General features: G+C 68.9%; 24 protein-coding genes. 22 read left to right on the forward strand and 2 right to left on the reverse strand.

Annotation, left to right across the window (positions count from 1 at the left end):
• Positions 1–67: 67 nt before the first annotated feature.
• The 14 genes from ACIBN2_RS15195 to ACIBN2_RS15260 all read left to right on the forward strand — a co-directional run bounded on the left by ACIBN2_RS15195 (position 68) and on the right by ACIBN2_RS15260 (position 12,954).
• Entirely contained in the window at positions 68–214 is a 147-nt protein-coding gene (locus ACIBN2_RS15195; RefSeq protein ID WP_399134805.1) for a hypothetical protein, read from the forward strand.
• The gene (locus ACIBN2_RS15200; protein WP_399134806.1) at positions 211–402 is read left to right on the forward strand and encodes a hypothetical protein; all 192 of its coding nucleotides are present in this window, start codon (positions 211–213) and stop codon (positions 400–402) included. The genes ACIBN2_RS15195 and ACIBN2_RS15200 overlap by 4 nt, the downstream gene beginning before the upstream one ends.
• A 511-nt stretch (positions 403–913) precedes the next feature.
• Positions 914–1,567 carry a hypothetical protein gene (locus ACIBN2_RS15205; RefSeq protein WP_399134807.1) on the forward strand — a complete coding sequence of 218 codons (654 nt, stop codon included), beginning with the start codon at positions 914–916 and terminating at the stop codon, positions 1,565–1,567.
• Positions 1,564–2,637, forward strand: a complete 1,074-nt coding sequence (locus ACIBN2_RS15210; RefSeq protein WP_399135251.1) for a hypothetical protein — start codon at positions 1,564–1,566, stop codon at positions 2,635–2,637. The genes ACIBN2_RS15205 and ACIBN2_RS15210 overlap by 4 nt, the downstream gene beginning before the upstream one ends.
• Before the next feature lie 39 nt (positions 2,638–2,676).
• Positions 2,677–3,000 (forward strand): hypothetical protein, encoded by a 324-nt coding sequence (locus ACIBN2_RS15215; RefSeq protein ID WP_399134808.1) that lies wholly within the window; start codon positions 2,677–2,679, stop codon positions 2,998–3,000.
• The gene (locus ACIBN2_RS15220; RefSeq protein WP_399134809.1) at positions 2,997–4,343 is read left to right on the forward strand and encodes a hypothetical protein; all 1,347 of its coding nucleotides are present in this window, start codon (positions 2,997–2,999) and stop codon (positions 4,341–4,343) included. The genes ACIBN2_RS15215 and ACIBN2_RS15220 overlap by 4 nt, the downstream gene beginning before the upstream one ends.
• A 22-nt stretch (positions 4,344–4,365) precedes the next feature.
• Positions 4,366–5,031 (forward strand): hypothetical protein, encoded by a 666-nt coding sequence (locus ACIBN2_RS15225; RefSeq protein ID WP_399134810.1) that lies wholly within the window; start codon positions 4,366–4,368, stop codon positions 5,029–5,031.
• A 30-nt stretch (positions 5,032–5,061) separates the two neighbouring features.
• Complete coding sequence (locus tag ACIBN2_RS15230) at positions 5,062–5,730, forward strand: hypothetical protein (RefSeq protein WP_399134811.1); 669 nt, start codon at positions 5,062–5,064, stop codon at positions 5,728–5,730.
• A gap of 355 nt (positions 5,731–6,085) precedes the next feature.
• Entirely contained in the window at positions 6,086–8,245 is a 2,160-nt protein-coding gene (locus tag ACIBN2_RS15235) for a Tox-REase-5 domain-containing protein (RefSeq protein ID WP_399134812.1), read from the forward strand.
• Positions 8,246–8,313: 68 nt separating this feature from the next.
• Positions 8,314–9,051 carry a hypothetical protein gene (locus tag ACIBN2_RS15240; protein ID WP_399134814.1) on the forward strand — a complete coding sequence of 246 codons (738 nt, stop codon included), beginning with the start codon at positions 8,314–8,316 and terminating at the stop codon, positions 9,049–9,051.
• Positions 9,048–9,584: a hypothetical protein gene (locus ACIBN2_RS15245; protein ID WP_399134815.1), complete on the forward strand. Its 537-nt coding sequence runs from the start codon at positions 9,048–9,050 to the stop codon at positions 9,582–9,584. The genes ACIBN2_RS15240 and ACIBN2_RS15245 overlap by 4 nt, the downstream gene beginning before the upstream one ends.
• A gap of 246 nt (positions 9,585–9,830) precedes the next feature.
• Positions 9,831–11,846 (forward strand): Flp family type IVb pilin, encoded by a 2,016-nt coding sequence (locus ACIBN2_RS15250; protein ID WP_399134816.1) that lies wholly within the window; start codon positions 9,831–9,833, stop codon positions 11,844–11,846.
• A complete protein-coding gene (locus ACIBN2_RS15255; protein ID WP_399134817.1) occupies positions 11,843–12,676 on the forward strand; it encodes a hypothetical protein in 834 nt (277 codons plus the stop codon). Before ACIBN2_RS15250 ends, ACIBN2_RS15255 begins: the two co-directional genes overlap by 4 nt.
• The gene (locus ACIBN2_RS15260) at positions 12,673–12,954 is read left to right on the forward strand and encodes a hypothetical protein (protein ID WP_399134818.1); all 282 of its coding nucleotides are present in this window, start codon (positions 12,673–12,675) and stop codon (positions 12,952–12,954) included. The genes ACIBN2_RS15255 and ACIBN2_RS15260 overlap by 4 nt, the downstream gene beginning before the upstream one ends.
• 353 nt (positions 12,955–13,307) lie before the next feature.
• Here the strand turns inward: ACIBN2_RS15260 and ACIBN2_RS15265 are convergent, their stop codons facing one another.
• Positions 13,308–13,679 carry a DUF192 domain-containing protein gene (locus ACIBN2_RS15265; protein ID WP_399134819.1) on the reverse strand — a complete coding sequence of 124 codons (372 nt, stop codon included), beginning with the start codon at positions 13,677–13,679 and terminating at the stop codon, positions 13,308–13,310.
• Positions 13,680–13,823: 144 nt separating this feature from the next.
• Here ACIBN2_RS15265 and ACIBN2_RS15270 point away from each other — a divergent pair, with 144 nt between their 5' ends.
• The 4 genes from ACIBN2_RS15270 (at position 13,824) to ACIBN2_RS15285 (ending at position 17,229) form a co-directional block, all read left to right on the forward strand.
• Entirely contained in the window at positions 13,824–14,576 is a 753-nt protein-coding gene (locus ACIBN2_RS15270) for a prepilin peptidase (RefSeq protein WP_399134820.1), read from the forward strand.
• Between the two features lie 189 nt (positions 14,577–14,765).
• Positions 14,766–15,347, forward strand: coding sequence for a dihydrofolate reductase family protein (locus ACIBN2_RS15275; protein ID WP_399134821.1), 582 nt, complete (start codon positions 14,766–14,768; stop codon positions 15,345–15,347).
• A 42-nt stretch (positions 15,348–15,389) separates the two neighbouring features.
• Positions 15,390–16,265 carry an LLM class flavin-dependent oxidoreductase gene (locus ACIBN2_RS15280; RefSeq protein ID WP_399134823.1) on the forward strand — a complete coding sequence of 292 codons (876 nt, stop codon included), beginning with the start codon at positions 15,390–15,392 and terminating at the stop codon, positions 16,263–16,265.
• Positions 16,266–16,437: 172 nt separating this feature from the next.
• Positions 16,438–17,229, forward strand: coding sequence for a methyltransferase domain-containing protein (locus tag ACIBN2_RS15285; protein WP_399134824.1), 792 nt, complete (start codon positions 16,438–16,440; stop codon positions 17,227–17,229).
• 22 nt (positions 17,230–17,251) lie between these two features.
• On the opposite strand, the gene ACIBN2_RS15290 is transcribed toward ACIBN2_RS15285, so the two are convergent.
• Positions 17,252–18,415 (reverse strand): winged helix DNA-binding domain-containing protein, encoded by a 1,164-nt coding sequence (locus ACIBN2_RS15290; protein ID WP_399134825.1) that lies wholly within the window; start codon positions 18,413–18,415, stop codon positions 17,252–17,254.
• Between the two features lie 734 nt (positions 18,416–19,149).
• On the opposite strand from ACIBN2_RS15290, the gene ACIBN2_RS15295 reads away from it, so the two are divergent.
• From ACIBN2_RS15295 to ACIBN2_RS15310, 4 genes are all read left to right on the forward strand, one after another.
• A complete protein-coding gene (locus ACIBN2_RS15295) occupies positions 19,150–19,923 on the forward strand; it encodes an isoprenyl transferase (protein WP_399134826.1) in 774 nt (257 codons plus the stop codon).
• A gap of 347 nt (positions 19,924–20,270) precedes the next feature.
• Positions 20,271–21,596, forward strand: coding sequence for a PhoH family protein (locus ACIBN2_RS15300; protein WP_399134827.1), 1,326 nt, complete (start codon positions 20,271–20,273; stop codon positions 21,594–21,596).
• 430 nt (positions 21,597–22,026) lie between these two features.
• Positions 22,027–22,719, forward strand: coding sequence for a transglycosylase SLT domain-containing protein (locus ACIBN2_RS15305; RefSeq protein ID WP_399134828.1), 693 nt, complete (start codon positions 22,027–22,029; stop codon positions 22,717–22,719).
• A gap of 141 nt (positions 22,720–22,860) precedes the next feature.
• Positions 22,861–24,240 carry an AI-2E family transporter gene (locus ACIBN2_RS15310; RefSeq protein WP_399134829.1) on the forward strand — a complete coding sequence of 460 codons (1,380 nt, stop codon included), beginning with the start codon at positions 22,861–22,863 and terminating at the stop codon, positions 24,238–24,240.
• Positions 24,241–24,313 lie beyond the last annotated feature (73 nt).

The raw sequence follows: 24,313 nt of genomic DNA on the forward strand, positions 1-24,313 counted from the left end.
GCCTGGGCCACCCAGGGGCGGTCGGGCGAGGCCACGTCCACCGGTGCGGATGTGCGTGCGCTGCCACATGACCACCGAAACCCCGGTCGTGGTGTGCGTGGTGCACCAGAATTCGGGTCCGGGCTTCACCGTGTACGCCTGCCAGGCGTGCGCCTCGCACTTCCCGCCGCCGGATGAACGGGAGGTGTCGACCGGCTACGAAGGTGAACGGTGAACGCGCAAGGCGCGGTGGACGCATGGGCGCTCTCGGCGGAGTGCGCCCTGGCCCGGCAGTCCGGATACGAGGACGTGCACGGCGCGTGCCGCCAACTCCGGGACATACCGCTGCCGCACAGCAGGCTCCTACTGGCGCGCCGCTGCGACTGCGACTGTCACCACACCGCCGAGATGGGCAAGCGGTGATCTTCCTGGCTGGGCGCCCACCGCGTGGCCCGGTGGAAGGAACCTCGTTGGCCCGGTAGCCCGCGGGATGTCCGGCGCGTGGGGACAGGGCCGGCCCACGCGCCGGGTCGCCCCGCGCGTCCTGACCTTGTGATCAGGCTGCGCGGCGGCGAGTTGGGCATCGACCCAGCGCTCGAGCGCGCGCCCGAAGTGGGGTCGCAGGTGGTTGCCCCCGGTGAAGCGAATGCTGGTCGACAACTCTCGGCTGCCAAGTGACCCCCGACTTGGGGTGAAGCGCGCACAGGCAAATCAAGTTCACTGCGATGGATGGCTGGTCATGGTCCATGGCTGCGCCATCGGTCACCCAGGGCGTGTCGACCAGTCACATGGAGTGCTGCACAATCGCCCAAACCTCACCAAATCGGCGGCCGGTTCATCGCAGGTCGACAAGATCCCGATTGGTGCCAACAAGTGCCCCACGGCTAGCGTTTGGTTCGCTTGAGTTACCCCCCCACATCAACGGGAGTCCACAGTGAACCGCCCCGCCCGGCTCACCATCGCCGCGCTCACCGCATCCGCGGCCCTACTGCTGACCGCCTGCGGCTCGGGAGGGGGCGGCGACTCGTCCTCGGACGACATCAAGGGCGCCGGCACCGCCGGCGGAGCGTCATCGCCGAGCCCTTCCGCTTCCGCCTCGCGAGACGGCGTCAAGCGACCGGAGATCACGCTGCCCAAGGAGTTCCAGGCGGACTTCGAGAACTGGACGAACAGTGATCCGAAGCTTCAGGCGATCCTGAATGACGGCCGTGAGGAACTGCGGTCGGAGTACGCGGCGGTCATCGAGGCTGACGTGAACTCCGAAGCGGTCGCCTTCTACAACTCGGAAGCCACCCTGCCGAGCGCCCACAAGTGGATCAAGCAGTTCGTCGATGACGATGAAACCCTGATCGGCAAGGTCTCGGTCTTCAACCCCAAGGTTCTCATCAGCGACAGCGGCTCCGGTGCTCTCTTCTACTGCGTCGACGAGCGCCAGGCGTCCACGAAGGACCGGAAGACGGGGAAGATCGTCAAGACTCCGGACAAGCCGGAGAACGTGATTCAGTACCGGACCAGGCTGGACAAGACCTCACAGGGGGTATGGAAGCTCACGTCTGTGAACGTGGTGCCGGGAGCGTGCAGCCGATGAACTTGGCAGCGAGGGCGAGTTCGCTGCTGGCAGCGTCGTGCTGCACGCTGGCTCTGTCCACGACAGCTGCCTATGGCGCCATCGGGAACGAGGACAACAAGACGTCTTCTGGCTCCTCCGGCAGTGCGTCCGGTAACACCCTGACTGCATCGGCCACCACCACCCACATCAAGGTCACGCAGTCCGGCGGCAGCACCGCGCGCAGCTCCACCAAGCCGCTCGCCCCGGTGGACCCCAACTGGCAGCCGCCGGCGTGCTGGTACGAGCCGGTCGCATCCCCCCAGCAGCTCAAGGGAGCCGTGGATCGGCTCAAGAAGAACCCCAATGCGGATCTGGTGCCTGTCACACCGACGCTCAGCTGGGGCGAGCAACTGATGTTGGACCACTATGAGAAGGGCAAGGCGGAGAACAGCAGCGGGGCGGGCTTCAAGGACTACAACCTTGGCAAGGACGGCATGTTCTGGCGCGGGGTGATCAACAAGAACCGCGCCAACGACGTCGAGTCGTATGACTGCGAACGCACTCTGTTCTGGCAGAACGCCAAGACCCTCCCCGAGGACAAGCACGCCCCCACCCCTGACGTCCTCGCCGCCTACGCCTACGACAAGATCAACGTTCCGCAGACTCGGATCGAGCTGAAGCCTGCCATCAAGTCAACGGTGAACGCGCCTACATGGGTGTGGCTGGACAAGGCCAAGTTCAACGAGGTCACGGTCCGCGCGGAGTTGCCGGAAGCCGGAGTCTGGGCGGAGACAACGGCGAAGCCGGTAGCCCTGCATGTAGACCCGGGCACGAGCGACTCCGAGACCTCTCCCTCCTCCGGCGACTGCGCGATCAATGCCGACGGATCTATCGGCACGCCGTACACCAAGGGCGACGCGTACAAGTCCCCGCCGTGTGGTGTCACCTATCTGCGTGCCCGCGGCGCGCAGCCGTACCAGTTGAAGGCGTCGATCACCTGGCAGATCTCGTGGGAAGGCTCCGGCGGCGCCAAGGGCGATCTGCCGGATGGCACCTTCGAGACCACAAAGGCCATGGCAGTGCAGGAGATTCAGGCCGTCAACCGCTGACCTGGGCGGCAGCATGGCCCGGGGAGAGAGGACAAGTGCATGGCGGAGCGGCTCGCCGTTGACGGTGACGAACTTGCGCACTTCATGAAACTCCTAGAGAAGTCGAGCAAGTCGCTCAACGGGCTGCGCAAAGCGCTGAGCGATGCGACCGTGACCGGGCTCGGAACAGATGATCTCGACTCTGCGTGCGAAGAATTCCAGAAGGACTGGAAGTGCGGCACCGAGCAGATCGGTGAGCAGACTGACGACCTCGCCGAGATCATCGGCAAGAGTAAGGACAGTTACCAAGAGGTGGACAAGGCACTTGAGGAAGCGCTGAAGAAGGCTGAGAAGGGCAAGGGCAAGCCCGGGGGTTCGAAATGACCTACGCTCCTGGCGTCGAGCAGGCAGGTGCTGCTCCCGATCCGCAGTCCCATTCAGATCTCAGTAAGCCTCAAGGTCTGAAGTCCGCCCCAAGGATCCCGAACCCGGACTACCCCCATCTGGGTTTCAATCCGGTGCCGGGAAGTACGGACACCATCCGTGACTTGCACAAGAAGCTTTCGACCTGCGCCAAGGTCTTGGAAGAGACCCATGGCCTGGTCACCAAGCTGTTGCAGGGCAGTTATTGGAAAGGCGACGCAGCCGTCGCCTTTCGGGGGCAATTGGAAGATGGTCCACTGTCTCTGAATCTCAAGAACGCCGCACACTCCATCCGCAAGGCAGCTCGCCAACTTGACCGTTGGGATGGTGAATTCGACGACTTCCAGCGTCGCGCCAAGAGCCTGGAGAGTGACGCGAAGGATGCCCAGGCCGTTCTGGACGCAGCGAAGGGACGCCAGGCCAGTGCGAAGAACGACCGTGATCTCGACAAGAAGGGCGCTCACCAAAGTGCTGCCCATAAGTCGCTGATCCACGCGAACACGGCTGTGGAAGAGGCGCAGGCCGACCTCGACAAGATCATCGGCAAGGCGAAGAAGCTGGCCGAGGAGCACGAGGAGAAGGCGCATCACCGAGCAGACAAGATCCGCGATGCGACGAGGAAGTTGGCGCCGCACGAACCGGGTTGGCTTGATGAATGTGCCGATTGGTTCACCGAGAACCTGCCCGACATCCTGAGTTTCACCGCGGGTGTCATCGGCCTCGTAGCGCTGTTCGTGGCGACGGGTGGTGTGGCCGCAGCCGTTCTGCTGCTCTCGGCGGCGGCGTTGAGCGCGACCGCGCTCACCATGCGGCTGTCCGACTCCGAAGTGCTCGCATCCTTGAAAGACGGCTTCACCAAAGGTGAGTTCGACTCCGATTTCTGGGGCAACGTCGTAGGCCTTGGTGGCGACGCCCTGGGGGCGGTTCCGGGTCTGGGGGCTGTGGGTATGGGAGCCCGCGGAGCGGTGAACGCCCTGCGGGCCGGTGAAGAGACGGTCACGCTGGGAAGGGCCCTCACGGTGTTCGGGAGCGAAACGATGAGTCAGGCCAAGGCGATTTCGCGTGTCGGGAATCCGGCTTTGGACCTCGTGGTGCGCGGAGCGCGTGACTCGGCGCGGGTGGGCGAGATCGTGGAGATCACATCGGCTTCGGTCGGTGTCGTAACAGCTGGGTATGGCCTGATCTCCAATGCGGTAGACCAACTGGACAACGACAACGTCACCGACAGTGCTACTGGAATCGACGGCGTGAGGACCATCCTGGACGGTGGCGCGATGATCGACCTCGCGCGGCACGCGTTCTGACCCAAAGGACAAGAGACTGCACATGAACCCCACAGACCACCCCGTAGCCTGGGAGCACTCACTGACCCGGCGCGCCTGGTTCAAGCAATTGACAATGAACGCGTTCGCTCTCGTTGCCTGGATTGCCGCGTGGTTCGCATTGCTGGCTGTCCTGTCGGTATTCCTGGGGCCCGGGTATGCAGTCGTCGTAGTCCCGTTCCTGGTGTACAGCTTCTACCGAGCATTCCTGCAGCTCTTCATTATTTCCGCCCTCTTTCGGATGAGGCGGGTCCTGCGCGTTTATTCATGGCAATTGTCCCACGACGTCCCCTACGGCCTCGCCAAGCGAACCGACGTCGTGGGCAGGCAGTTCGGCTGGTTCGAGTTCCCGAATCCGGCTCGGCCGGAGGAGCGTCTGCCCATGGTGTTCTCTCGGCATTGGGGTGTCGGCTGGTGGAGCCGACGCATGGCGCCTCGTGCGACCCCCGACCTCAAAGCTCAGATCGGCGTCGTGTGGTTCGCCGGGGACTCTCGATTCATCGGCGTGCTCGCTGCGTCAGGGTCCGGCGGCCCGATGCCGCAGCGCTTGCGCTTTCTTCGTCAGCAGATGGGCTCAGACGGAGGGAGCCGTACCGTAGCCGATTGGGGAGCGACTACCGAGGACATCGCACGTGGTCGCCGCGCCGGGGTCCGGCCGGCTCGTTCGTGACGCGCTCGACAACAACGGAACCCCACAGACATGCAGCCTCGTATCGTCGTCGACGAATCCGTCCATGACACAAGTACCGGCATCTGGTTTGCCGTTCCTGGCGGCTTCACCGAAGTGCCGCTTGACGTTCTGCTCGCTCCTCCCATGTCTCCTGAGGCGAACCGGCTCACGGAGGCGATTGCTCCACTGGTGGAAGCCATTCCCGACGGCGTCACGCGTCAACAGTTCATCGCTCAGCTTGCCTCGGGGCAGCAGCTCCTCCACGCCCTGCGCGAGGTGGGCACCGTGCATTGCTCGCTTGGGGTGCATCGCGACGACATGGGGGATGGGAGTGGCAGAACCTTGCACTCCCTCTTCACCGTGTCATGGCGTGATATTGCCTGGTCCCCGCCATCAGCGAGTTCGGCACGGGCAGTGGCGACGGCGAAGCAGTACTCTCACGTCGAGTACGTGGATCTGGCCAGTGGGCCCGCATCGATAGGCGAGACTGTACGGACGCCTGCACACGAATCCGGTCTTCCCTCGACTCCACTGCTCCAGATCCACGCTTACCTTCCGCACCCGGATTGCAGGCGCATGGCGGTGCTCATGCTGACTACCACGGCAGTGGAGCGACGCGCCGAATACCGCGCGATCCTCCGGCAGATCGCCGAACTCACCAGCTTCGAATCTCCTCTGGCCCAAAGGCAGACGAACTGAGTTGCCGCCCACTTCGTCAGTAGGCGCATTCGCGGGCACAGGACAGCTCACCCCGGGACGTCACTGAGCTGTGACCCCTGGGCGGCATCTTCGCCGAGCCCACGCTCCAGCGCTGATTGGGCACCGATTTGGGCCCGCAGGCCCATGTCGCCCAGGCGACACCTCCCTACCGTCGGACCCTGTCGTGCGCTGTTGGCGCGGGGTCGGGGTGAAGTCGCCCGAAGGCGAGTGAACTCAGCTCCCCGCGTGGGGGGTTGAGAGGGGGCGGGGCATGGCCTCGAGCGGGGGAGTCCCGGTGTATGGGGCGGGTGGGGGGCGGCGGGCGGTTATGCCCGGTCCGCTTTCGTCCGCGCTCGTGCTAGTGCATGTGTTGTTCGCGGCGACGGTCTTCGGCGGCCTCGGTCTGCTGCTGACCGCGACGTCGGCCGACGCCTTTGACGGCGAGATGCTCGCGCTGTTCGTCTACGCGGCCGCACCGGGTGCCCTCGGCTGGTGGCTGGCCCGGCGGAGTTGGGAAGGCGGGGCGCGGGTCTGGGGCGGACTGGTCGCCATGCAGATCTGGCTCGTCCTCGCCTCGGTCGGCAACATTCTTCAAGGCTCGCCCAAGGGGTTCGCCCAACTCCTTCTGCCCGTCCTCATTCTGCTGTTCCTGTTCCGTCCCGAGAGCCGCGCCTGGTACCGGCTGCCCGATTACGAGCGGCCCGAGCGGCGGCCGTTCTCGCTGGCCCGGATGATCCGTTGGCATCGGGACGAGGGGCAGACCGCGGTGGAGTACGCCGGTCTGATCGCCGTTGTCGCCGCCATCATCGTCGCCCTGCTGGTCAGCGGGCTCGGCACGCAGATCTACGGCGGCATCCAGTCGCAGATCTGCAAGGTCACCGGCACCGCGTGCCCTGCCCCTTCGGGTGACGGTACGGATGACCGGGCCGGAACGAGCAACAGCCGTGACAAGAGCAGCGACCACCCCGGATCCTCCGCCGACTCCCGCTCCAACCCTCACTCCAACGACGTAGACCAAACCGCCGGAGACGAAACCCCTGGAGACGAAACCGCCGTAGACGAAAGCGACGACGACAAAGACGCCGCCGCCGAAGGTGAGCCCGGCTGGGAGGGCGACGAGCAGGCCGCGCAGGACGACAGTGGCGGCAAGAAGGACGACGGCGGCTGTTTCTCCGGGGTCGGAGCCTTCTTCGGTTGTGCTGGGAATCAGGTCAAGCAGGTCGGGCAGGGGCTGTTCGTCGATGGGGTGTGGGGTGACGTCACCGGGGTCTACGACATCGTTCGGCATCCGCTCGACACCCTGAAAGGCTTGAAGGACTACGGCAGTTCGATCGCCGACCAGTGGTCGCAGGACGCCAAGGACGCCGGTAAGAAGTGGTCCGAGGGGCACTATTGGGACGCCCTCACCGACTGGGGCGGCGCCACCGTGAACTCGGGCGGCAAGATCCTCGACGACATGTTCATCGGGGACGACGTCCGTGACCAGTGGAACAGTGGGAACAAGACCCGCGCCGTCACCACGGTCATTTGGAACGTCGGTTCCCTCTTCATCCCCGGCTACGGCGAGGCCAAGGTCGGCGAGAAGATCGGCAAGCTTGGCAAGCTCGGGAAGCTCGGCAGGCTGGGAAAGCTGTCCGAGAAGGCGGGCAAGGCGGCGGAGGACGCAAAGAAGGCCGCCAAGGCGGGCGACGCCGAGGCGGCCGAGAAGGCGGCGAAGGACGCCGACGCCGCGGCCGACGAGGCGGAGAAGAAGGCCCGGGAGGCCGGCTGCACCGTCTCCGCCCCCTACGTCAGGACGCCGTACGACGACACCGCGCCGGCCGGCGGCAGCACCTTCACCGGCACAACCTTCACCGGCAGCACCTTCACCGGCTCCTCCGGCACCGGCACCACCGTCCTCGCAGCCGGCGGCTCCGCCTACGTCGTCCTCGCCGAAGGCGGCTGCGACGAGGACGCGAAGAAGCAGGCCGAGGAGGCGCGCAAGCAGGCCGACGAGGCCGCTGAGGCGGAGAAGGCGGCGCAGAAGGAGGCCAGCCGCAAACAGGTCGCCAAGTGGAAGAAGCCGTCCTGGTACAAGGATCTGAAGAATCCGCGTGCGGGCTTCAAGGACGCCGGCGACGGCGCCTGGAAGTCCAAGAAGTCGGTGGCTTACTGGCCGAAACAAGAACGCTGGATGCGTTACCAGGAGCAGATCTCCAAGGTGAAGCGCGGCAAGGAGTACTCGGTCAAGGACCCACAGACCGGCCGGGCCGTTGACTTCGACGGCTGGGACTCGGCACGGCAGACTTACGTCGAGGCGAAGTTCGGCTACGGCAAGCAGGTCGCGCAGGACGGCACTTTGGTCAAGAAGCAGGCGGACAAGTTCGTCGAGCAGGCGCGGCGCCAGTTGCGGGCGGCGAACGGGAAGCCGATCGAGTGGAACTTCTCCAATGAGAAGGTCGCCAAGGCCGCTCAGCGCGCCTTCCGGCAGGCCCGTGTGAACGTGATCGTCAAGTACACACCGGTGCAGAAGTAGAACAGGCAGCCCGGTGCAGACGTAGGACAAGTACAGCCCGGTGCAGACGTAGGAGCGGAGTAGCCCGTATGCCGAACGAAGTGGTCGTGAACGTGGCCTGGGGCCCGCGTCCCGAGACGCCGGAGGAACTGGCCGCGCGCTGGCTCGAGACCTCGAGGCGGCTGACGGACCTGTCACAGGGGGCCCTGGCCGAATGGCGCTGGGAGGAGGACGCGGGTGCGGGTGCCCCGGTGCCGAACGTGCCGACCGACCCCGACGGTTTCGCAATGGCCCTGCGGACCGTGAACACCCAGGACGACCTCGACATCCTGGGATACACCGCCCACCTCGTCGCCACCCAGCAGGACGGCAGTTACGTACGGGCCCAGGTGATCGCCGGCGGAACGGACGAGTACACGCCCTTCACTGCGGCCCTCGAACTCTTCCGCGCCCCCACGTCGTCCCGGTCCCCGCTGTCGGACCACTACGCCGAGACGCTGGCCGTGCTGGGCGGAGTGTGGGACGCGGACTGCGGTCTCGTCTTCGACTGGGATCTGTCGGACGCCGTACAGGAGGCGTACGGCCTGCAAAACACCGACCCCAGCGTCGGCTGGTCCGTCCACCTCTCCGCAGCCCGCGCCGCCCGCGTGCCCGCCGACTTCCCCGCCCTCCGCCTCCCGGCTGACCACGGCGGCCTGGTCCTGGACCTCGCGGACACCCCGGGCGGCACGCCCACCACGGAGACGGTGCTCGCCGCCCAAAAGGCCCTCATGGAGTGCGGCGCCCTGGAGCCTCTGCCCGTCCCCGCCACCCGGCCGACGCTGTGAACGACACCCCGGAGCCCACCCCGCCACCCGCACCCACGTCCACATCCACATCCACATCCACATCCACGTACGTTGCGACCATCGCCGACCACCTCACCCTCCCCCTCCCCGAAGACGGCTTCCACCTGCTGAAGCTGCGCGAAAGCCGCGACTTCTTCTCCGCCGACCCGGACGACGACTGGGCCGAACTCATGCGGGTCAGTGCTGAGTTCGAGGCGGAGCTGAAGGACCTCGCGACCGCCCTCGACGCCCGTTGGGGCCCGCACGGGGAGATGTCCATGGAGGACTACGCCTTCCTGGACCCCGACGACGAGGACGACGACGTCCCGCCCCTCCTCCGCGAACTCGTCCGGCAGGGCTGGTTCGGCGACCTTCTCCACTGGCACAACGCCGACCGCGTCATCGCCGCGAGCGTCGGCCACGAGGACAAGGAGGAGCCGGTGGTCCTGTTCGCGGCGGTCGCGTCCGTCGCGGCCGTGACCGGCCCCGCCGGGGGGATCCCCGTGACTGGCTCCGCCGACCGATCCCCGTGACCGGCTCCGCCGACCGATCCCCGTGACCGGCCCCGCCGACCGATCCCCGTGACCGGCCCCGCCGACCGATCGCCGTAACCCTTCGGTCCTTTGGGCGTGGATTTGGGTCCACGGGCCCATCTCGGGCAGACCGCCTCTTCCTAACCTCGGCCGAGTATCCAGTCGAGGGGGGCGGTCATGGCGTCGATCGGGGGAGTGCCGGAGTCCGGGGCCGTGTGGCCGGCAGGACACGGCAGGCGCCGGAACATGCCCACGCCGCTCGCGTCCGCACTGGTGCTCACCCACGTCCTGTTCGGCATGACGATCGTCGGCGGCCTCGGCCTGCTGTTCACGGCGACGTCGGCCGGGGCCCTGGGCGGCGCCGTGATCGCGCTTCTCGTCTACGGGGCCGCCCCCGGCACCCTGGGCTGGTGGCTGGCCCGGCGGAGCTGGGAGGGCGGGGTCGCGGTCCGGCGCGGTCTGATCGCCGTACAGGTGTGGCTGATCCTGAGCGGCGCGGCCAACCTCGTCGCGGGATCGGCCCGCGGCGGAACGCAGCTCGTGCTGCCGGTCCTCATCCTCTGCTTCCTGCTCCGCCCGGAGAGCCGTCACTGGTACGACGTTCCCGAACTGGACCGCGCTGAGCGCCGCCCGTTCTCCCTGGCCCGCATGATCCGCTGGCGCCGGGACGAGGGGCAGACCGCGATCGAGTACGCCGGTCTCGTCGCCATCGTCGCCGCGATCGTCACGGCACTGGTGGTCACCGGGCTCGGCACCCAGATCTCGGGTGGCATCCAGGCCCAGGTCTGCAAGGTCACCGGCATGGCCTGCCCGGCCCCGTCGGGCGGCGACACGGACGTCCGGGCGGGGGACAGGAACGGTACGGCCGACCCCGGCCGGCAGACCGGCGCCCCCGGAGCCCAGCAGCCCACCGACACGGGCGACAAGAAAGACAACAAGGAAAACAAGGAAAACAAGGACAATAAGAAGGACGACGGCTGCTTCTCCGGCTTCGGCGCCTTCTTCGGCTGCGCCGGCAACCAGGTCAAGCAGGTCGGCCAGGGCCTCTTCGTCGACGGCGTCTGGGGCGACCTGACCGGGATCTACGACATGGTCCGGCACCCCCTCGACACGCTCAACGGCCTCGGGGACTACGGCAAGCAGCTCGGCCACGACTGGGTGGAGAACTCCAAGGGCGCCGCCGACAAGTGGTCCAAGGGCGACTACCTCGGCGCGATCACCGACTGGGGCGGCGCGTCGCTGAAGACGGGCGGCTCGGTCCTCTACGACATGTTCATCGGCAAGGACGTCGCCGACCAGTGGAACAGCGGCAACAAGACGCGCGCCGTCACGACCGTTGTCTGGAACATCGGTTCGCTCTTCATCCCGGGCTACGACGTCGGAAAGGTCGTCGAGAAGGTCGGCGTACTCGGCAAACTCGGCAAGCTGGGCAAGCTCGCAGAGAAGGCCGGCAAGGCCGCGGAGGACGCCAAGAAGGCGGCCAAGGCCGGTGACGTGGCCGGCGCGGAGAAGGCGGCCAAGGAGGCCGACGACGCGGCGGAGGAGGCGGAGAAGAAGGCCAGGCAGTCCGGCTGCACGATCTCCGCACCGAGCCGCCGGATCCCATACGACGGCACGGCCTCATACGACGGCACGGCCCCGTCCGACGGTACGGCCCCGTCCGGCCGGGGCACCCTCACCGGCTCCTCCGGCACCGGCACCACGGTCCTGGCCGCCGGCGGCTCCCCGTACGTCGTCCTCGCCGAGGACGGCTGCGACGAGGACGCCAAGAAGGAGGCCGAGGAGGCGCGCAAGCAGGCCGACGAGGCCGACAAGGCGGCTGACCGGTGGCAGGCGGGAGACGACGTTCCCGGACCGGCGGCCGGGAAGACGCTGCGCTTCCCCAACAAGCGCCACACGGTCGGCGGAGCGGGCAGCGGCCAGGTCAAGGAACGCAACACCGTGATCCTGCGCGGGAACGAGGACGCGGTCCGCGCGGACATCGAGGGCATCGCGAAGGGCCGCGCCAAGCTCCTGCCGGACGGGAACACGTACGAGATCAACGGCCGCCAGTACGGCATCGAGGAGAGCGGCACGGTCTTCCCCAAGTCCGGGCCCGGCTTGGTCGACATGGACCGCATTGAATACGCTGCGCTCAAGGAGATCGTGCGGAACAAGGGTGATCTCAGCAAGTCGCAGCAATTGCAGCGTGATCCGAAGTTCGTCAACAACCCGGACAAGGTGGCAAAGGCCAAGCAGGTGTACGACGGGACCTACAAGTGATCGCGAATCTCTTCACCGTCGCCGAACCCGGGCCGTCGGCCCTCCGCGGTGCCCTGGCGGAGCTGCTGGCCGTGGCGGAGGAAGCCGTGGACGTCGCCGACACGGACGGAGACCAGGAAGCGCGGCGCTGGGACTCACCGGTCCTGTGCACCTACCGCGTGCTGCCACTCGGTGACCTGGCACTGGAACTCGACATCTACGTCGACGACGAGAAGGCAGGCACCCTCGGCGAGGCGGCCCTTGCTCAAGGGCTCGCGGTCCGGACGGGGACCTCGGTTCTCCATCCTGCCCTGGACCTCGACCTGGACAGCGCATACTGGGTCGCCGCGCCGGACGGGCGCACGGTGCGGTGCCGGCTGGAGACGATCGACTCGGACGAGGACACGACGTACCGGGTCGACGCGGTGGAGGACGAGGTGGCCGATCTCCCCGGCGCGAAGGTGGAGATCCTCCCCGAGGTCATTGAGCACGAGAGCGTCGAGACGCCTCTGTCCGACGCCTTTCTCGCCACGTATCCGCGGGGCACGACGGCCAGTGTCGAAGGCCGCGTCCACTACGACCTGCACGTGTGGGAACGGCTCGTCCGGCGCCTGGCCACGGCCCGGTGGGGTCCGTCCGGGCGCTACCACAAGGCCCTCTTCCAGCGTGACCTGCGGGCCCGTGACGACCTGGTGCAGCTCGTCACCGAGGTCGACGACCAGCACGCGGAGGGCCTGCGAACGGTTCTGGCCCGGCTCGACGACCTCTTCCGCGAGTCGACCGAGCCCGGCGGACACTCCGAGACCGAACGCTGGTGGTGGGACCGGAGTCCGAGGACGATCCCCTGGTGACCGCATGGCACCGCATCGAGGACGTGCTGCGGCAACGCCATGTGCCAGACGTGCTCGTCCCCGGGTTCGTCGACCGGGACGAGGTGCCCGTCCCCGTGTTCCGGCCACAGCCGCTCGTCGTGCACGTGGTGCTCGACGCGGGGGTGCTGCGGCTCGAATCGGTGGGGCAGTACGACCAGTTGGCGGTGCGGCTCGTGGAGTCCGTCTCGCTCGGCGGGGTCGAGTTCTTCGAGACCGTGGAGGAGGAGACGGACGACGAGGTCGCCCATGCCTCCTGAGGGGAGCAGCTCTTCGGGGACGGCTGGTCGAGGCTGCGCTGCACCGCCGTCCGCTCGTTCACGGACGGCGGGTCCGATCCAGCCGAGGGCGTCCTCAAGTGCCTGGCCTCGAACTCGAGTCCCGTTACTGGCTGTTCTTCGACCCGACCTGGACCTTCGGCATCAGGATCGGCAACGCGGAGGACATGCGGCGCTGGGAGAAGGACAACTAGCGGAGACCGGCCGGCAACCCCCGGCGACGGGCCGCCAGCCCCCGGTGCCTGCTCACGCCCCATCCGTCAAGCACCCACCCGTCAAGCACCCGCCCGTCAAGCACCCACCCGTCAAGCACCCGCCCGTCAAGCACCCGCCCGTCACGCCCCGCCCGTCACCTCCACCCGAGTCCCGGCCCGCAGCCCCCACCCCGCCATCACCCCGGCCTCCGCCTCCAGCACGTGCCGGGATCGGGGTCGGGGCAGGCCCAGCCGCCAGGGCTTCATCGTTCGTACGGCGATGACATTGAGGTCGCGGTCGAGGTAGGCGACGTCGATGGGGATGCGCATACGGAAGGTGTGGATGCTGTTGGCGGGGGAGAGCAGGATCGCTCCGTCGACCGAGTCCCGGCCCAACAGCCCTTTCGTACGGGCCCGGTAGGACGTGGCGATCTCCAACGGCACCGATTGCGCGCCGAGTTCACCATCCCGCACCAGCAGCCTGCCCCGTCCGTCCTGCCAACGCCGCCCCATGCCGAGGCCCCCTCCCGTTTCCGCCACCTGTGCACGCCTGCGCGCAGGAGAACTGCGAGACCCGAACGTATCCGCACACCACTGGGCCCTACATGGGCCCACGGACCCATGCCGAACCCGCCCCCGCCGCCATAGGGTCCCGCCGTGGGCGTACTCCTGATCGTCGTGGCCGCTCTGTGGGGAGCGGGGGCCGGCCTCGCGCTGCCCCGCGCGGCGCACCGTTTCTCGGTCGAGGCGGGCGAGCCCTGGAGCGCGAACTGCCCCGCCGGTCACCCGATCACGGGTGCGTACGGCGGCTGGGTGGGCCGGGCCAGCTGCGCGACCGTGGAGCGGGCCCGCCCGTGCGGGACGTACGGCCCGAGCACGCTCACCGTCTCCACCGTGACCGCACTCGTCTGCGCCGCTCTCGCCGCGGCCGGCGGCCTCCACCCGGAGACGGCGGTCTGGGTCCTGCTCACGCCCGTGGCGGTCCTGCTGACGCTCGTCGACCACCGGGTCCACCGCCTCCCCGACGTCCTGACCCTGCCGCTGGCCGCCGCGATCGCAGCCCTGCTCGGCGTCGCCGCCCTCCTTCCGGGCGGCAGCGGCTCCTGGCCCACGTCCCTGCTCGGCGGCCTGGCCCTGGGCGGCGCCTATCTCGTCCTCTTCCTCGTCAACCCCTCCGGCATGGGCTTCGGCGATGTGAAGCTGGCCCTCGCGCTGGGCGCGGCCCTCGGCTGGTACGGCTGGGGGATCCTGCTGACCGGTGCCTTCATGGGGCTGCTCTACGGCGCCGTGTACGGCCTCGGGCTGGTCGTGCTGCGCCGGGCGGGCCGCAAGTCGACGATCCCGCTGGGGCCGTTCATGACGGGCGGGGCGTTCACGGGGCTGCTGCTGGGGGCGTTCGCGGTGCGCTGACCGCCCGGACCGCGGGCATCGGCCGCGCGTTCGGATCGAGCCTGGTTCGACCCCGATCGCCTTCTGACCGACTCCGGTTCGACCCCGGTCGCCTCCTGATCGACCCCGGTTCGCCCCCGGATCGCCTCGTGATCGACTCCGGATACGGTGTGCGACGACCGATTCGGACGGACGACGGCTGGGTGACCGATGTCGAAGATCGTGTTGATGATGAACATCTCCCTCGACGGTTATGTCGAGGGCCCCGACCACGACATCGGCTGGCACTGCGTCGACGAGGAGACGCACCAGCACTTCAACGAGGTCATCGGGCAGTACGGCGCCCTGCTGAGCGGCCGCCGCACCTATGAGCTGATGGCCGGCTACTGGCCCACCGCGGACGCGGACCCGGACATCTCCGCCGTCGGCGCCGAGTTCGCCGGCATCTGGCGGAAGATCCCGAAGGTCGTGTACTCGCGGACCCTGGAGTGGGCCGACTGGAACGCGACCGTCGTGCGGGACGTCGTCCCCGAGGAGGTCAGGGCGCTCAAGGAGCGGTCCCACGGGGACCTCGGGCTCGGCGGGGCCGGGGTCGCCGCGGAGTTCCTGCGGCTCGGGCTCGTCGACGAGTACCGGATCTACGTCCATCCGGCCCTCGTCGGCCACGGCACGCGGCTCTTCCCGGAGCCCGGCATCGGCGCGTCCCTCCGGCTCGTCGAGAGCCGTTCCTTCGGCAACGGCGTGGAGTTCCTGCACTACGTGCCGAACGCCGGCGGCGGCGGCGCCTCGTAAAGCAGTTGTCCGGCCGGTTTCGGCGCGGGTAGGAAGGAACGCATGACTGGACTCGGTGCCGTGTTCCGCCCCCAACTGCCCCCCGAGCGGCTGCGCGCCGTCGCTCGTGCCGCCGACCAGGCCGGGCTCGAAGAGCTCTGGCTGTGGGAGGACTGCTTCCTGGAGGGCGGGATCTCGGCCGCCGCGGCCGCCCTCGCCTGGACCGAGCGGGTGCGGGTCGGCGTCGGCCTGCTGCCCGTGCCGCTGCGGAACGTCGCCGTGACCGCCATGGAGACAGCCACCCTGCACCGGATGTTCCCCGGGCGCGCCGTCGTCGGCGTCGGGCACGGCGTGCAGGACTGGATGGGGCAGGTCGGGGCGCGTGTCGAGTCGCCGCTGACCCTGCTGCGGGAGCACCTCCTCGCCCTGCGCACCCTGCTGCGCGGCGAGCGGCTCACCACCAGCGGACGCTACGTCCGCCTCGACGACGTCGGCCTCGACTGGCCGCCGTCCGCTCCCGTGCCCGTCTTCGCCGGGGCCACCGGGCCGCGTTCGCTGCGGCTGTCCGGCGAGGCGGCGGACGGCACCGTCCTGACCGCGGCCACCACGGCGGACGGCGTACGCCGGGCGCGTCAACTCGTCGACGAGGGGCGGGAGTCGGCCGGGCGGTCCGCCGATCCGCACGAGGTCGTCGTCTACCTGCTCGCCACCACCGGACCCGACGCCGCCGCCCGGCTCCGCGCCGCCCAGGCAGAGGAGGGGCTCGAACCCGCCCCCGACCTCGGGGTCGCCGGGGACGCCGGCACCGTCGCCAAGGCAGTACAGCGCCTTGCCGAGGCCGGCGCCGACACGGTGATCCTTCAGCCGACGGGTGACGAGCCCGACCCCGAGGGGTTCGTGCGGTTCGTGGCGGAAGAGGTCAGGCCGCTCGTCCCATGACCGGGCCGGGCGCGCCGGACGAGGACCAGCCATACGCGGACCAGCCGGACGAGGACCGGCCGGACGGCGAACTGCTTCCCCCGCCTTGCGCCTGCCCTTCGAGCCACGTGCCGACGGCCGGGGCCGCGTACGCCCAACTCCGCCCCCATCTCTGAAAAGGACCCGTCACCTCATGCCCCAGCACCCGCCCCGCAGCTTCGACGACCTCGTGGCCGAGGGCGCTGCCGTGCCCACCGAAGGCTGGGACTTCTCCTGGTTCGAGGGCCGGGCCACGGAACAGCGGCCCTCATGGGGGTACGCCGTGTCCCTGGCCGGCCGGCTCGCCGAGGCCACCGCCGCGCTGGACATCCAGACGGGCGGGGGAGAGGTCCTGGACTTCGCGCTCGGCCGGGCCGCCAAGGCTCCGGCGCTCACCGCCGCGACCGAGGGCTGGCCGCCGAACGTCGCCAAGGCCACCGCCCTGCTCCGCCCGCGCGGCACCGTGGTCGTCGCCGCGCCCGAGGACGCGGCGCTGCCCTTCGCGGACGGCGCCTTCGACCTGGTCGGCAGCCGCCACCCGGTGACCCCGAACTGGCCGGAGATCACCCGCGTCCTGGAGCCGGGCGGCACGTACTTCGCCCAGCACGTGGGCCCCCGCAGCGTGTTCGAACTCGTCGAGCACTTCCTCGGCCCCCTCCCGGCCGAGCAGAGCACCGTCCGCCACCCCGACCACGAACGCGCCGGCGCCGAGGCCGCCGGCCTGGAGATCGTCACCCTGCGCGCCGAACGGCTCCGCATCGAGTTCTACGACATCGCCGCCGTCGTCCACTTCCTCCGCAAGGTGATCTGGATGGTCCCGGACTTCACGGTCGAGGCGTACGAGGACCGGCTCCGTGCCCTGCACGACCGGATCGGGGCCGAGGGCCCCTTCGTCGCCCACAGCACCCGCCACCTCTTCGAGGCCCGCAAACTGCATCACCGCTAGGGGGTCGGACACTCCCCGGGCCCTAGGCGTGCGCGCCGGACGTCACCTCGCCGATCACCAACTCCGGCCGCGCCTCCAGCACTTCGCCCACCCGCTCCACCTGCTCGGACAGCTGCCTCTCCTGTCGCGCCGTGAGGGGTCCGAGGGGTTCCACCGTGACGGTGGTACGGCCGCCCCGGCGGTGTTGGTGCCACACCCCTGCCACCACGCCGTCCACCAGCAGCACCGGGTAGTTGCCGGCCTGCCCGCCGGCCAGCGCCCGCTGCCGGGCGCGGCCCGGGAACAGGGTCTCCCGGGGCTGGGCGGCGATGGCGTAGGCGTCGAAGTACGGCAGCAGCCGGACCCCGCGGACCCGGCCCTCGGGGAACTCCGTGTCACCGGCCACGATCCAGCATCCCCTCGCCCCCTCGAACTCGACCTCCTCGATCTCCCCGGCCCCGGCCAGCTGCCGGAACAGCGCGGTGGCCCAGCCGCCCGGCGCCGCCAGCCACTTGGCGAAGTGCTGCGGCGCGGCGGGACCGTAGGACCGCAGATGGCGGAGGGCCAGCTCGCGCACCGCCTCGTCGGGCGGCAGCGGCGTGAAGTGGGGCGGGCGGGTGTAGGTGACCTTGCGGCCGCGGTTCGGGCCGAAGCAGAGGGCGCCGGACTGGCCGGCCCGGTGCATCACCTGCCGCCAGCGCGGCCACAGGTCCTGGAAGGCGGGCATCACGCGGTCACCGGCCCACGAGCCGGTACGGGCGACGACCTCCTCGCTCAGCTCGTCGACGGTCAGGCAGGCCCCCTCCAGCGCGTCCCCGATCGCCGCCACGATCTGCCGCGCCTGATCCTCGGTGACCCGCACGTCCGGCGCGAACGGTCCCGCACCGGACGGCACCGCGGGCAGCGCCGAGCACCACAGGGGCAGTTCCCGCGCGGGCAGCAGATGCACGGTCCCGCGCGGCCCGTGCATCTTCACCAGCGACGCCGGCGAGGGGCCGCCCCAGAGGGCGGCGCGCACCCCGGCCCGCGTCAGGTCCGCGGTCCGTACCCCCACCGACACCTCCGCCGCGGACAGCACCTGCGCATGCGCGCCGAGCATCGTGCCGACGACGTCGGCGACCGCGGTGCCGCTTCTCGCAGGCGTGGCCAGGAACTGCCGCTCCAGCCGCCGTGCGCTCGCCTGTTCCCATGTGATCGTCAGGGTCATGGACCGACCGTAGGCCGGATGGAGGTCAGATCCTGTCCTCCATCGGCGAGCCCTCTCCACTCCTCGGGCCGGACATTTGCGGCATCAAGGGCGGGTCGCATCCGCACATTCACAGGTCTGGTGGGGTTTTCACATTGTTATCAAGGTTGGCTCGCCTCTGTCCTAACTGTCACGTAAGTTCAAGAGCAGGTAATTCGCGTGAGCAAAGCTGCGCGGCGGCACCGCGCGGTGGAGGGGGCTGCGCGGTGCCTTCTCCTGCGTCAAGTCCGGATCCGCGGCCCGGTTCACCCACCTGGGGGACAGCGCCACGCCCGCCGACCGAACTGTGAAATCAGCCGCCATCCGGCCACGAACCAGCCACAAGACGGCCCCACGGCGGCCACCGGCCCGTCGCCGTTCGATTCCGGAGAGTAGTTGTGGCACGCCGATGCACCCACCGGCCCTTACGAAGGGTTATGGTGGAAACCCCCCCTCGGGCCGGTCCGTCTCCCCCCCACGGACCGGCCCGTTTTTGTGTCCCGACCAGGGGCGCCGAGGACTGCACCGCCCCAAAAGGGCGCGGGGAACTGCGCGACCGGCCACACGCGACCCGCACCCGCCGGCGGACCAGACGACCCACGAACGCATCGCGCCCCAACTCCCCGCCCCGGCAATCCCAAATCCCACGCCCAAGCCCCGCAGGGGTAGGCTGCGAGCCGCGGGGACCGCATCTGCACGGAGGGGCTGACAAACACGTGAACCTGCGCGACAAGCTGCGCGGCCTGCTCGTCAGGCTGTATGCGCGCCGGGTGGAGGGCCACCTGGACCACGCTCAGGTGCCCAAGCACATCGGCGTCATCATGGACGGCAACCGTCGCTGGGCGAAGGCCTCGGGTTCCACCACCGTGCACGGTCACCGGGCGGGCGCCGAGAAGATCGAGGAGTTCCTCGGCTGGTGCACCGAGACGGACGTCGAGGTCGTCACCCTCTGGCTGCTGTCGACGGACAACTTCGACCGTCCGCAGGAGGAGCTCGGACCGCTTCTCGGGATCATCGAGGACGTCGTGAAGACCCTCGCGGCGGACGGCCGCTGGCGCGTGCACCACGTCGGCACCCCCGACCTGCTGCCCTCGCAGATGCAGACCGCGCTGAAGGAGGCGGAGGAGACCACCGCCCACATCGACGGGATAATGGTCAACGTCGCGATCGGGTACGGCGGCCGGCAGGAGATCGCCGACGCGGTGCGCTCCATGCTCCTCGACGCCCAGGACAAGGGCACCTCGATGGAGGACCTCGCCGAGGCCGTCGACGTCGACATGATCGGGCGGCACCTCTACACCGGCGCCCAGCCCGACCCCGACCTGGTGATCCGGACCAGCGGTGAGCAGCGCCTGTCCGGATTCATGCTCTGGCAGACCGCGCACTCCGAGTACTACTTCTGCGAGGTCTTCTGGCCGGCCTTCCGCAAGGTCGACTTCCTGCGCGCCATGCGTGACTACGCTGCGCGACACCGGCGTTACGGCGGCTGACACAAGCCTTGCCACAGCTGGCATCGGTGGGTCCCGGGCGGGCCGGGAGTACCCCATTTGGGGCGGAAGTAACAAGGAGTTCACCAGCGCGCCGCCATACATGTCGGCATGGTGACGCTTGTTCGAGGGCATAAGCCAAGCAGGTCGACACCCGAACCACGGGTGTCGGATCTCAGCGGACGGCACGGGGCCGTCCGCCCGGGAGGCCCTTTGCACCAGCCCGATCGTGCGGTCACAGCACGGACGAAAAGGCGGAGGGCCGGTTTTCGGCCCGTGCATCGCGGCCGTCGACCGGTCCAGCTCCACTCCGTCGCTCCCCGACCTCATCCGAGGGGGTACGTCCTTCCGTGGTGACCAGCACAAAGCGCCACAAGCCAGACCGGCGCACCTATGTTCTCGACACCAGCGTCCTGCTGGCCGACCCGAACGCCCTGAGCCGCTTCGACGAGCACGAGGTCGTGCTCCCCATCGTCGTGGTCACGGAGCTGGAGGCGAAGCGGCACCATCCCGAACTCGGCTACTTCGCCCGGCAGGCCCTGCGCCTGCTCGACGAGTTCCGGGTGCGGCACGGCCGTCTCGACGCCCCCATCCCGATCGGTGAACTGGGCGGGACCGTCCGTGTCGAGCTCAATCACTCGGACCCCAGCGTGCTGCCGAGCGGCTACCGCCTGGGGGACAACGACTCCCGCATCCTCGCGGTCGCCCGCAATCTGCAGGCCGAGGGATTCGACGTCACCGTCGTCTCGAAGGACCTGCCGCTCAGGATCAAGGCCTCGTCCGTCGGTCTCCTCGCCGAGGAGTACCGCGCGGAACTGGCCATCACGGACTCCTCCGGCTGGACCGGAATGTCCGAGGTGACCCTGCCCGGCGAGCAGGTGGACGTCCTCTTCGAGGAAGGGCACGTATATGTGCCCGAGGTGTCCGACCTCCCCGTGCACACGGGCCTGACGATCCAGTCGGAGCGCGGCAAGGCCCTCGGCCGGGTCACGCCCGAGGGGAACGTCCGCCTGGTGCGCGGCGATCGGGAGGCCTTCGGCATCAAGGGCCGCAGCGCCGAGCAGCGGATCGCGCTGGATCTGCTCCTCGACCCGGACGTCGGGATCGTGTCCATGGGCGGCCGGGCCGGCACCGGCAAGTCGGCGCTCGCGCTGTGCGCGGGGCTGGAAGCCGTCCTGGAGCGGCGCCAGCACCAGAAGGTGATGGTCTTCCGGCCGCTGTACGCGGTCGGCGGGCAGGAACTCGGCTATCTGCCCGGCTCCGAGGCCGAGAAGATGAGCCCCTGGGCGCAGGCGGTCTTCGACACGCTGTCCGCGGTCACAAGCCGCGAGGTCATCGAGGAGGTCACCGCACGCGGCATGCTCGAGGTCCTTCCGCTCACCCACATCCGCGGGCGCTCGCTGCACGACGCCTTCGTGATCGTGGACGAGGCGCAGTCGCTGGAACGGAACGTCCTGCTGACCGTTCTGTCCCGGATCGGGGCCAATTCGCGGGTGATTCTCACCCATGACGTGGCACAGCGGGACAATCTGCGCGTCGGTCGCTACGACGGAGTCGTCGCCGTGGTGGAGAAGCTGAAGGGGCATCCGCTCTTCGCGCATGTCACGCTGACGAGGTCCGAGAGGTCCCAGATCGCGGCCCTTGTGACCGAAATGCTCGAAGACGGGCAGATCTAGCCGGTCTCACCGACGTCGGCCCAATTAGGGCCGGTTACGCGTCAGTTGGCGCCGTCCAGCAAAGGCTGTGAGCCTAGCCGGGCGGCGCCTTCGCGTGTTGCTGTTTCTCGAAATCCCAGGGGCCAAACGGGATGTGAGCTTTCACACGCAACTCAGAATTGCCACCCGGTGTCGGGTTACGGCAGAGTCTCACTCCTGTCAGGCCCCGCATACGACACACCTGTACCCCCAGCGGTACGGCACCACAGATGCACCACCACCAACTCCACAGCGTCGTCGTATGCCGCCCGAGCACCACGTGGCGCTCCCCTCGCGGGAGTTGCCCACCGGGCCCGCGCCTCCCGTGACCCCGCAGTTGGGAGGCCAGAGTCAGGGGGCACGATTGCGTCCGCCAGGGTCACCGAAGCGGGCGATGCTGGAAGGAAACCGAGTGAGCCGGATTTCGGTCCGGGGATTCGCAGTGGCCTCGGCCACCGCGGTCACCGCCGTCGGAAGCGTTGTCGGAGTTGCCTCGGGCAGCACGGCCCAGCCCAACGACGCCGAGGCGACGGCATCCGATGCGACGCTCCTGGCGGACATACCCACGGGCCAGCAGGCCCAGGTGCAGACCGCCTCGCTGACGCAGCAGGCCGACGCCCAGGCGATCCAGGCCGACGCCAGCGCCAAGAAGGACGCCGAGGAGGCGGCCCGCAAGGCTGCCGCCGACACCGCCATCGCCAAGAAGGAAGCGGCGGAGAAGGCTGCCAAGGAGGCCAAGGAGCGCGCCGCGGCGAAGGCCGCGGCCAGTCGCAGCAAGGCCACCTCGGCCGACTTCCCCGTCCAGAGCTCGTACTCCGTCGCCGACATCCAGGCGATGGCGCGGCAGATGGTGCCGAGCGGACAGTTCCAGTGCTTCAGCAACATCGTGGACCACGAGTCCAGCTGGAACTACCACGCGGTCAACGCCTCCTCCGGTGCGTACGGACTCTTCCAGGCGCTGCCCGCCTCCAAGTACTCGTCCGTCGGCTCCGACTGGCAGACGAATCCGGCCACCCAGATCAAGTGGGGCCTGAACTACATGAACAGCCGGTACGGCAGCCCGTGTGAGGCCTGGTCGTTCTGGTCGGCCAACCACTGGTACTGAGCCGCCGGGGCCGGCGGCCCCGTCTCTCAACCTTGCGCAGCCCCTCCCCGTCATAGGGGGAGGGGCTTTCGCCATGTACGGTCGGACACGCAATGACTCCAGGGGGGAGTGGTGGGGACAGACGGGGGAAGAGGACGAATCATGTCGCGAGTGCCAGGGTGGCTCGGCCGGATCGGCGCCGGCCTGACCGAGGTGAGTGAGCGGTTGGACGAACGCCGAGCCGAGGTCGAACGAGAGTCGGCCGACGACGACACGCCGTCCTCCGCGCGCAAGAACGGGACGAAGCCGGCCCCGGACCGCACGGCCGACGCGCCGTCTCCGCGCCCCGCCCGGCCCGTCCGTCCCGAACCCGCGAACGCCGTGCCGTGGGGCATGCGGGTCGCGGCGGAGGCCGGCTGGCGGCTGCTGGTGCTCGCCGGCACGGTCTGGGTGCTGATGCGGGTCATCAGCGCCGTGCAACTCGTCGTCCTCGCCTTCGTCGTCGCCCTGCTCATCACGGCCCTGCTCCAGCCGACCGTGGCCCGCCTGAAGCGGCACGGCGTACCGCGCGGCCCCGCCACCGCCCTCACGGCGATCCTCGGCTTCGTCGTCATGGGCCTGATCGGGTGGTTCGTGACCTGGCAGGTCATGGAGAACATCGACAACCTCTCCAGCCAGATCCAGAGCGGCATCGACGATCTGCGCAACTGGCTGCTGAAGAGCCCCTTCCACGTCACCGACAAGCAGATCAACCAGATCGCCAAGAACCTGCGGGACGCGGTCGGCGCGAACACCGACCAGATCACCTCCGCGGGCCTCGAGGGCGTACAGGTCGTGGTCGAGGCGCTGACCGGCATCCTGCTGACGTTCTTCTCGACCCTCTTCCTGCTCTACGACGGCCGGCGCATCTGGGAGTGGACGCTGAAGCTGGTGCCCTCGGCGGCGCGTCCCGCCATCGCGGGCGCGGGACCGCGGGCCTGGCGCACGCTGACCGCGTACGTGCGCGGCACGGTGCTCGTCGCCCTGATCGACGCCATCTTCATCGGCCTGGGCATCTACTTCCTCGACGTGCCCATGGCCGTGCCGCTGGCCGTCTTCATCTTCCTGTTCTCCTTCATCCCGCTGGTCGGCGCGGTGGCCTCCGGCGCGCTCGCCGTGGTCGTCGCACTGGTCACCCAGGGCGTGTTCACGGCCGTGATGACGCTCGCCGTGGTGCTCGCGGTCCAGCAGATCGAGGGCCACATCCTGCAGCCGTTCATCCTCGGGCGCGCGGTACGGGTCCATCCGCTCGCGGTGGTCCTGTCGGTCGCCGCCGGCGGCATGGTGGCCGGGATCGGCGGTGCGGTGGTGGCCGTGCCGCTGGTGGCGGTGTCGAACACGGTCGTGGCGTATCTGCGGGCGTACTCCGCGGAACACATTCCCGGCGGCGACGAACAGCCCCCGCAGGACGTACCCGAGGAGATCGAGGACAAGGCCGTCCGGGTCGGCGCCGGGACCGGGGAAGCGGCCCCCGTGGACAGCGCCGAGAGCGCCGCTTCCTGACGCCCGCGGGCGCCTGAAATGCGTTCGTCGTTCGATCAAATGCGCGCCGAACAAAGCCAATTGAACCGGCTCC

The sequence above is a fragment of the Streptomyces sp. NPDC050534 genome (assembly GCF_044457745.1).
Lineage (GTDB): Bacteria > Actinomycetota > Actinomycetes > Streptomycetales > Streptomycetaceae > Streptomyces.

Bases quoted from the DNA above. Each gene is read 5' to 3' on its own strand.
- ACIBN2_RS15240 (WP_399134814.1), top strand. From the start codon at position 8,314: ATGCCGAACGAAGTGGTCGTGAACGTGGCCTGGGGCCCGCGTCCCGAG.
- ACIBN2_RS15285 (WP_399134824.1), top strand. From the start codon at position 16,438: ATGCCCCAGCACCCGCCCCGCAGCTTCGACGACCTCGTGGCCGAGGGC.
- ACIBN2_RS15310 (WP_399134829.1), top strand. From the start codon at position 22,861: ATGTCGCGAGTGCCAGGGTGGCTCGGCCGGATCGGCGCCGGCCTGACC.
- ACIBN2_RS15275 (WP_399134821.1), top strand. From the start codon at position 14,766: ATGTCGAAGATCGTGTTGATGATGAACATCTCCCTCGACGGTTATGTC.
- ACIBN2_RS15195 (WP_399134805.1), top strand. From the start codon at position 68: ATGACCACCGAAACCCCGGTCGTGGTGTGCGTGGTGCACCAGAATTCG.
- ACIBN2_RS15250 (WP_399134816.1), top strand. From the start codon at position 9,831: ATGCCCACGCCGCTCGCGTCCGCACTGGTGCTCACCCACGTCCTGTTC.
- ACIBN2_RS15225 (WP_399134810.1), top strand. From the start codon at position 4,366: ATGAACCCCACAGACCACCCCGTAGCCTGGGAGCACTCACTGACCCGG.
- ACIBN2_RS15265 (WP_399134819.1), bottom strand. From the start codon at position 13,679: ATGGGGCGGCGTTGGCAGGACGGACGGGGCAGGCTGCTGGTGCGGGAT.
- ACIBN2_RS15290 (WP_399134825.1), bottom strand. From the start codon at position 18,415: ATGACCCTGACGATCACATGGGAACAGGCGAGCGCACGGCGGCTGGAG.
- ACIBN2_RS15215 (WP_399134808.1), top strand. From the start codon at position 2,677: ATGGCGGAGCGGCTCGCCGTTGACGGTGACGAACTTGCGCACTTCATG.
- ACIBN2_RS15220 (WP_399134809.1), top strand. From the start codon at position 2,997: ATGACCTACGCTCCTGGCGTCGAGCAGGCAGGTGCTGCTCCCGATCCG.
- ACIBN2_RS15230 (WP_399134811.1), top strand. From the start codon at position 5,062: ATGCAGCCTCGTATCGTCGTCGACGAATCCGTCCATGACACAAGTACC.
- ACIBN2_RS15210 (WP_399135251.1), top strand. From the start codon at position 1,564: ATGAACTTGGCAGCGAGGGCGAGTTCGCTGCTGGCAGCGTCGTGCTGC.
- ACIBN2_RS15280 (WP_399134823.1), top strand. From the start codon at position 15,390: ATGACTGGACTCGGTGCCGTGTTCCGCCCCCAACTGCCCCCCGAGCGG.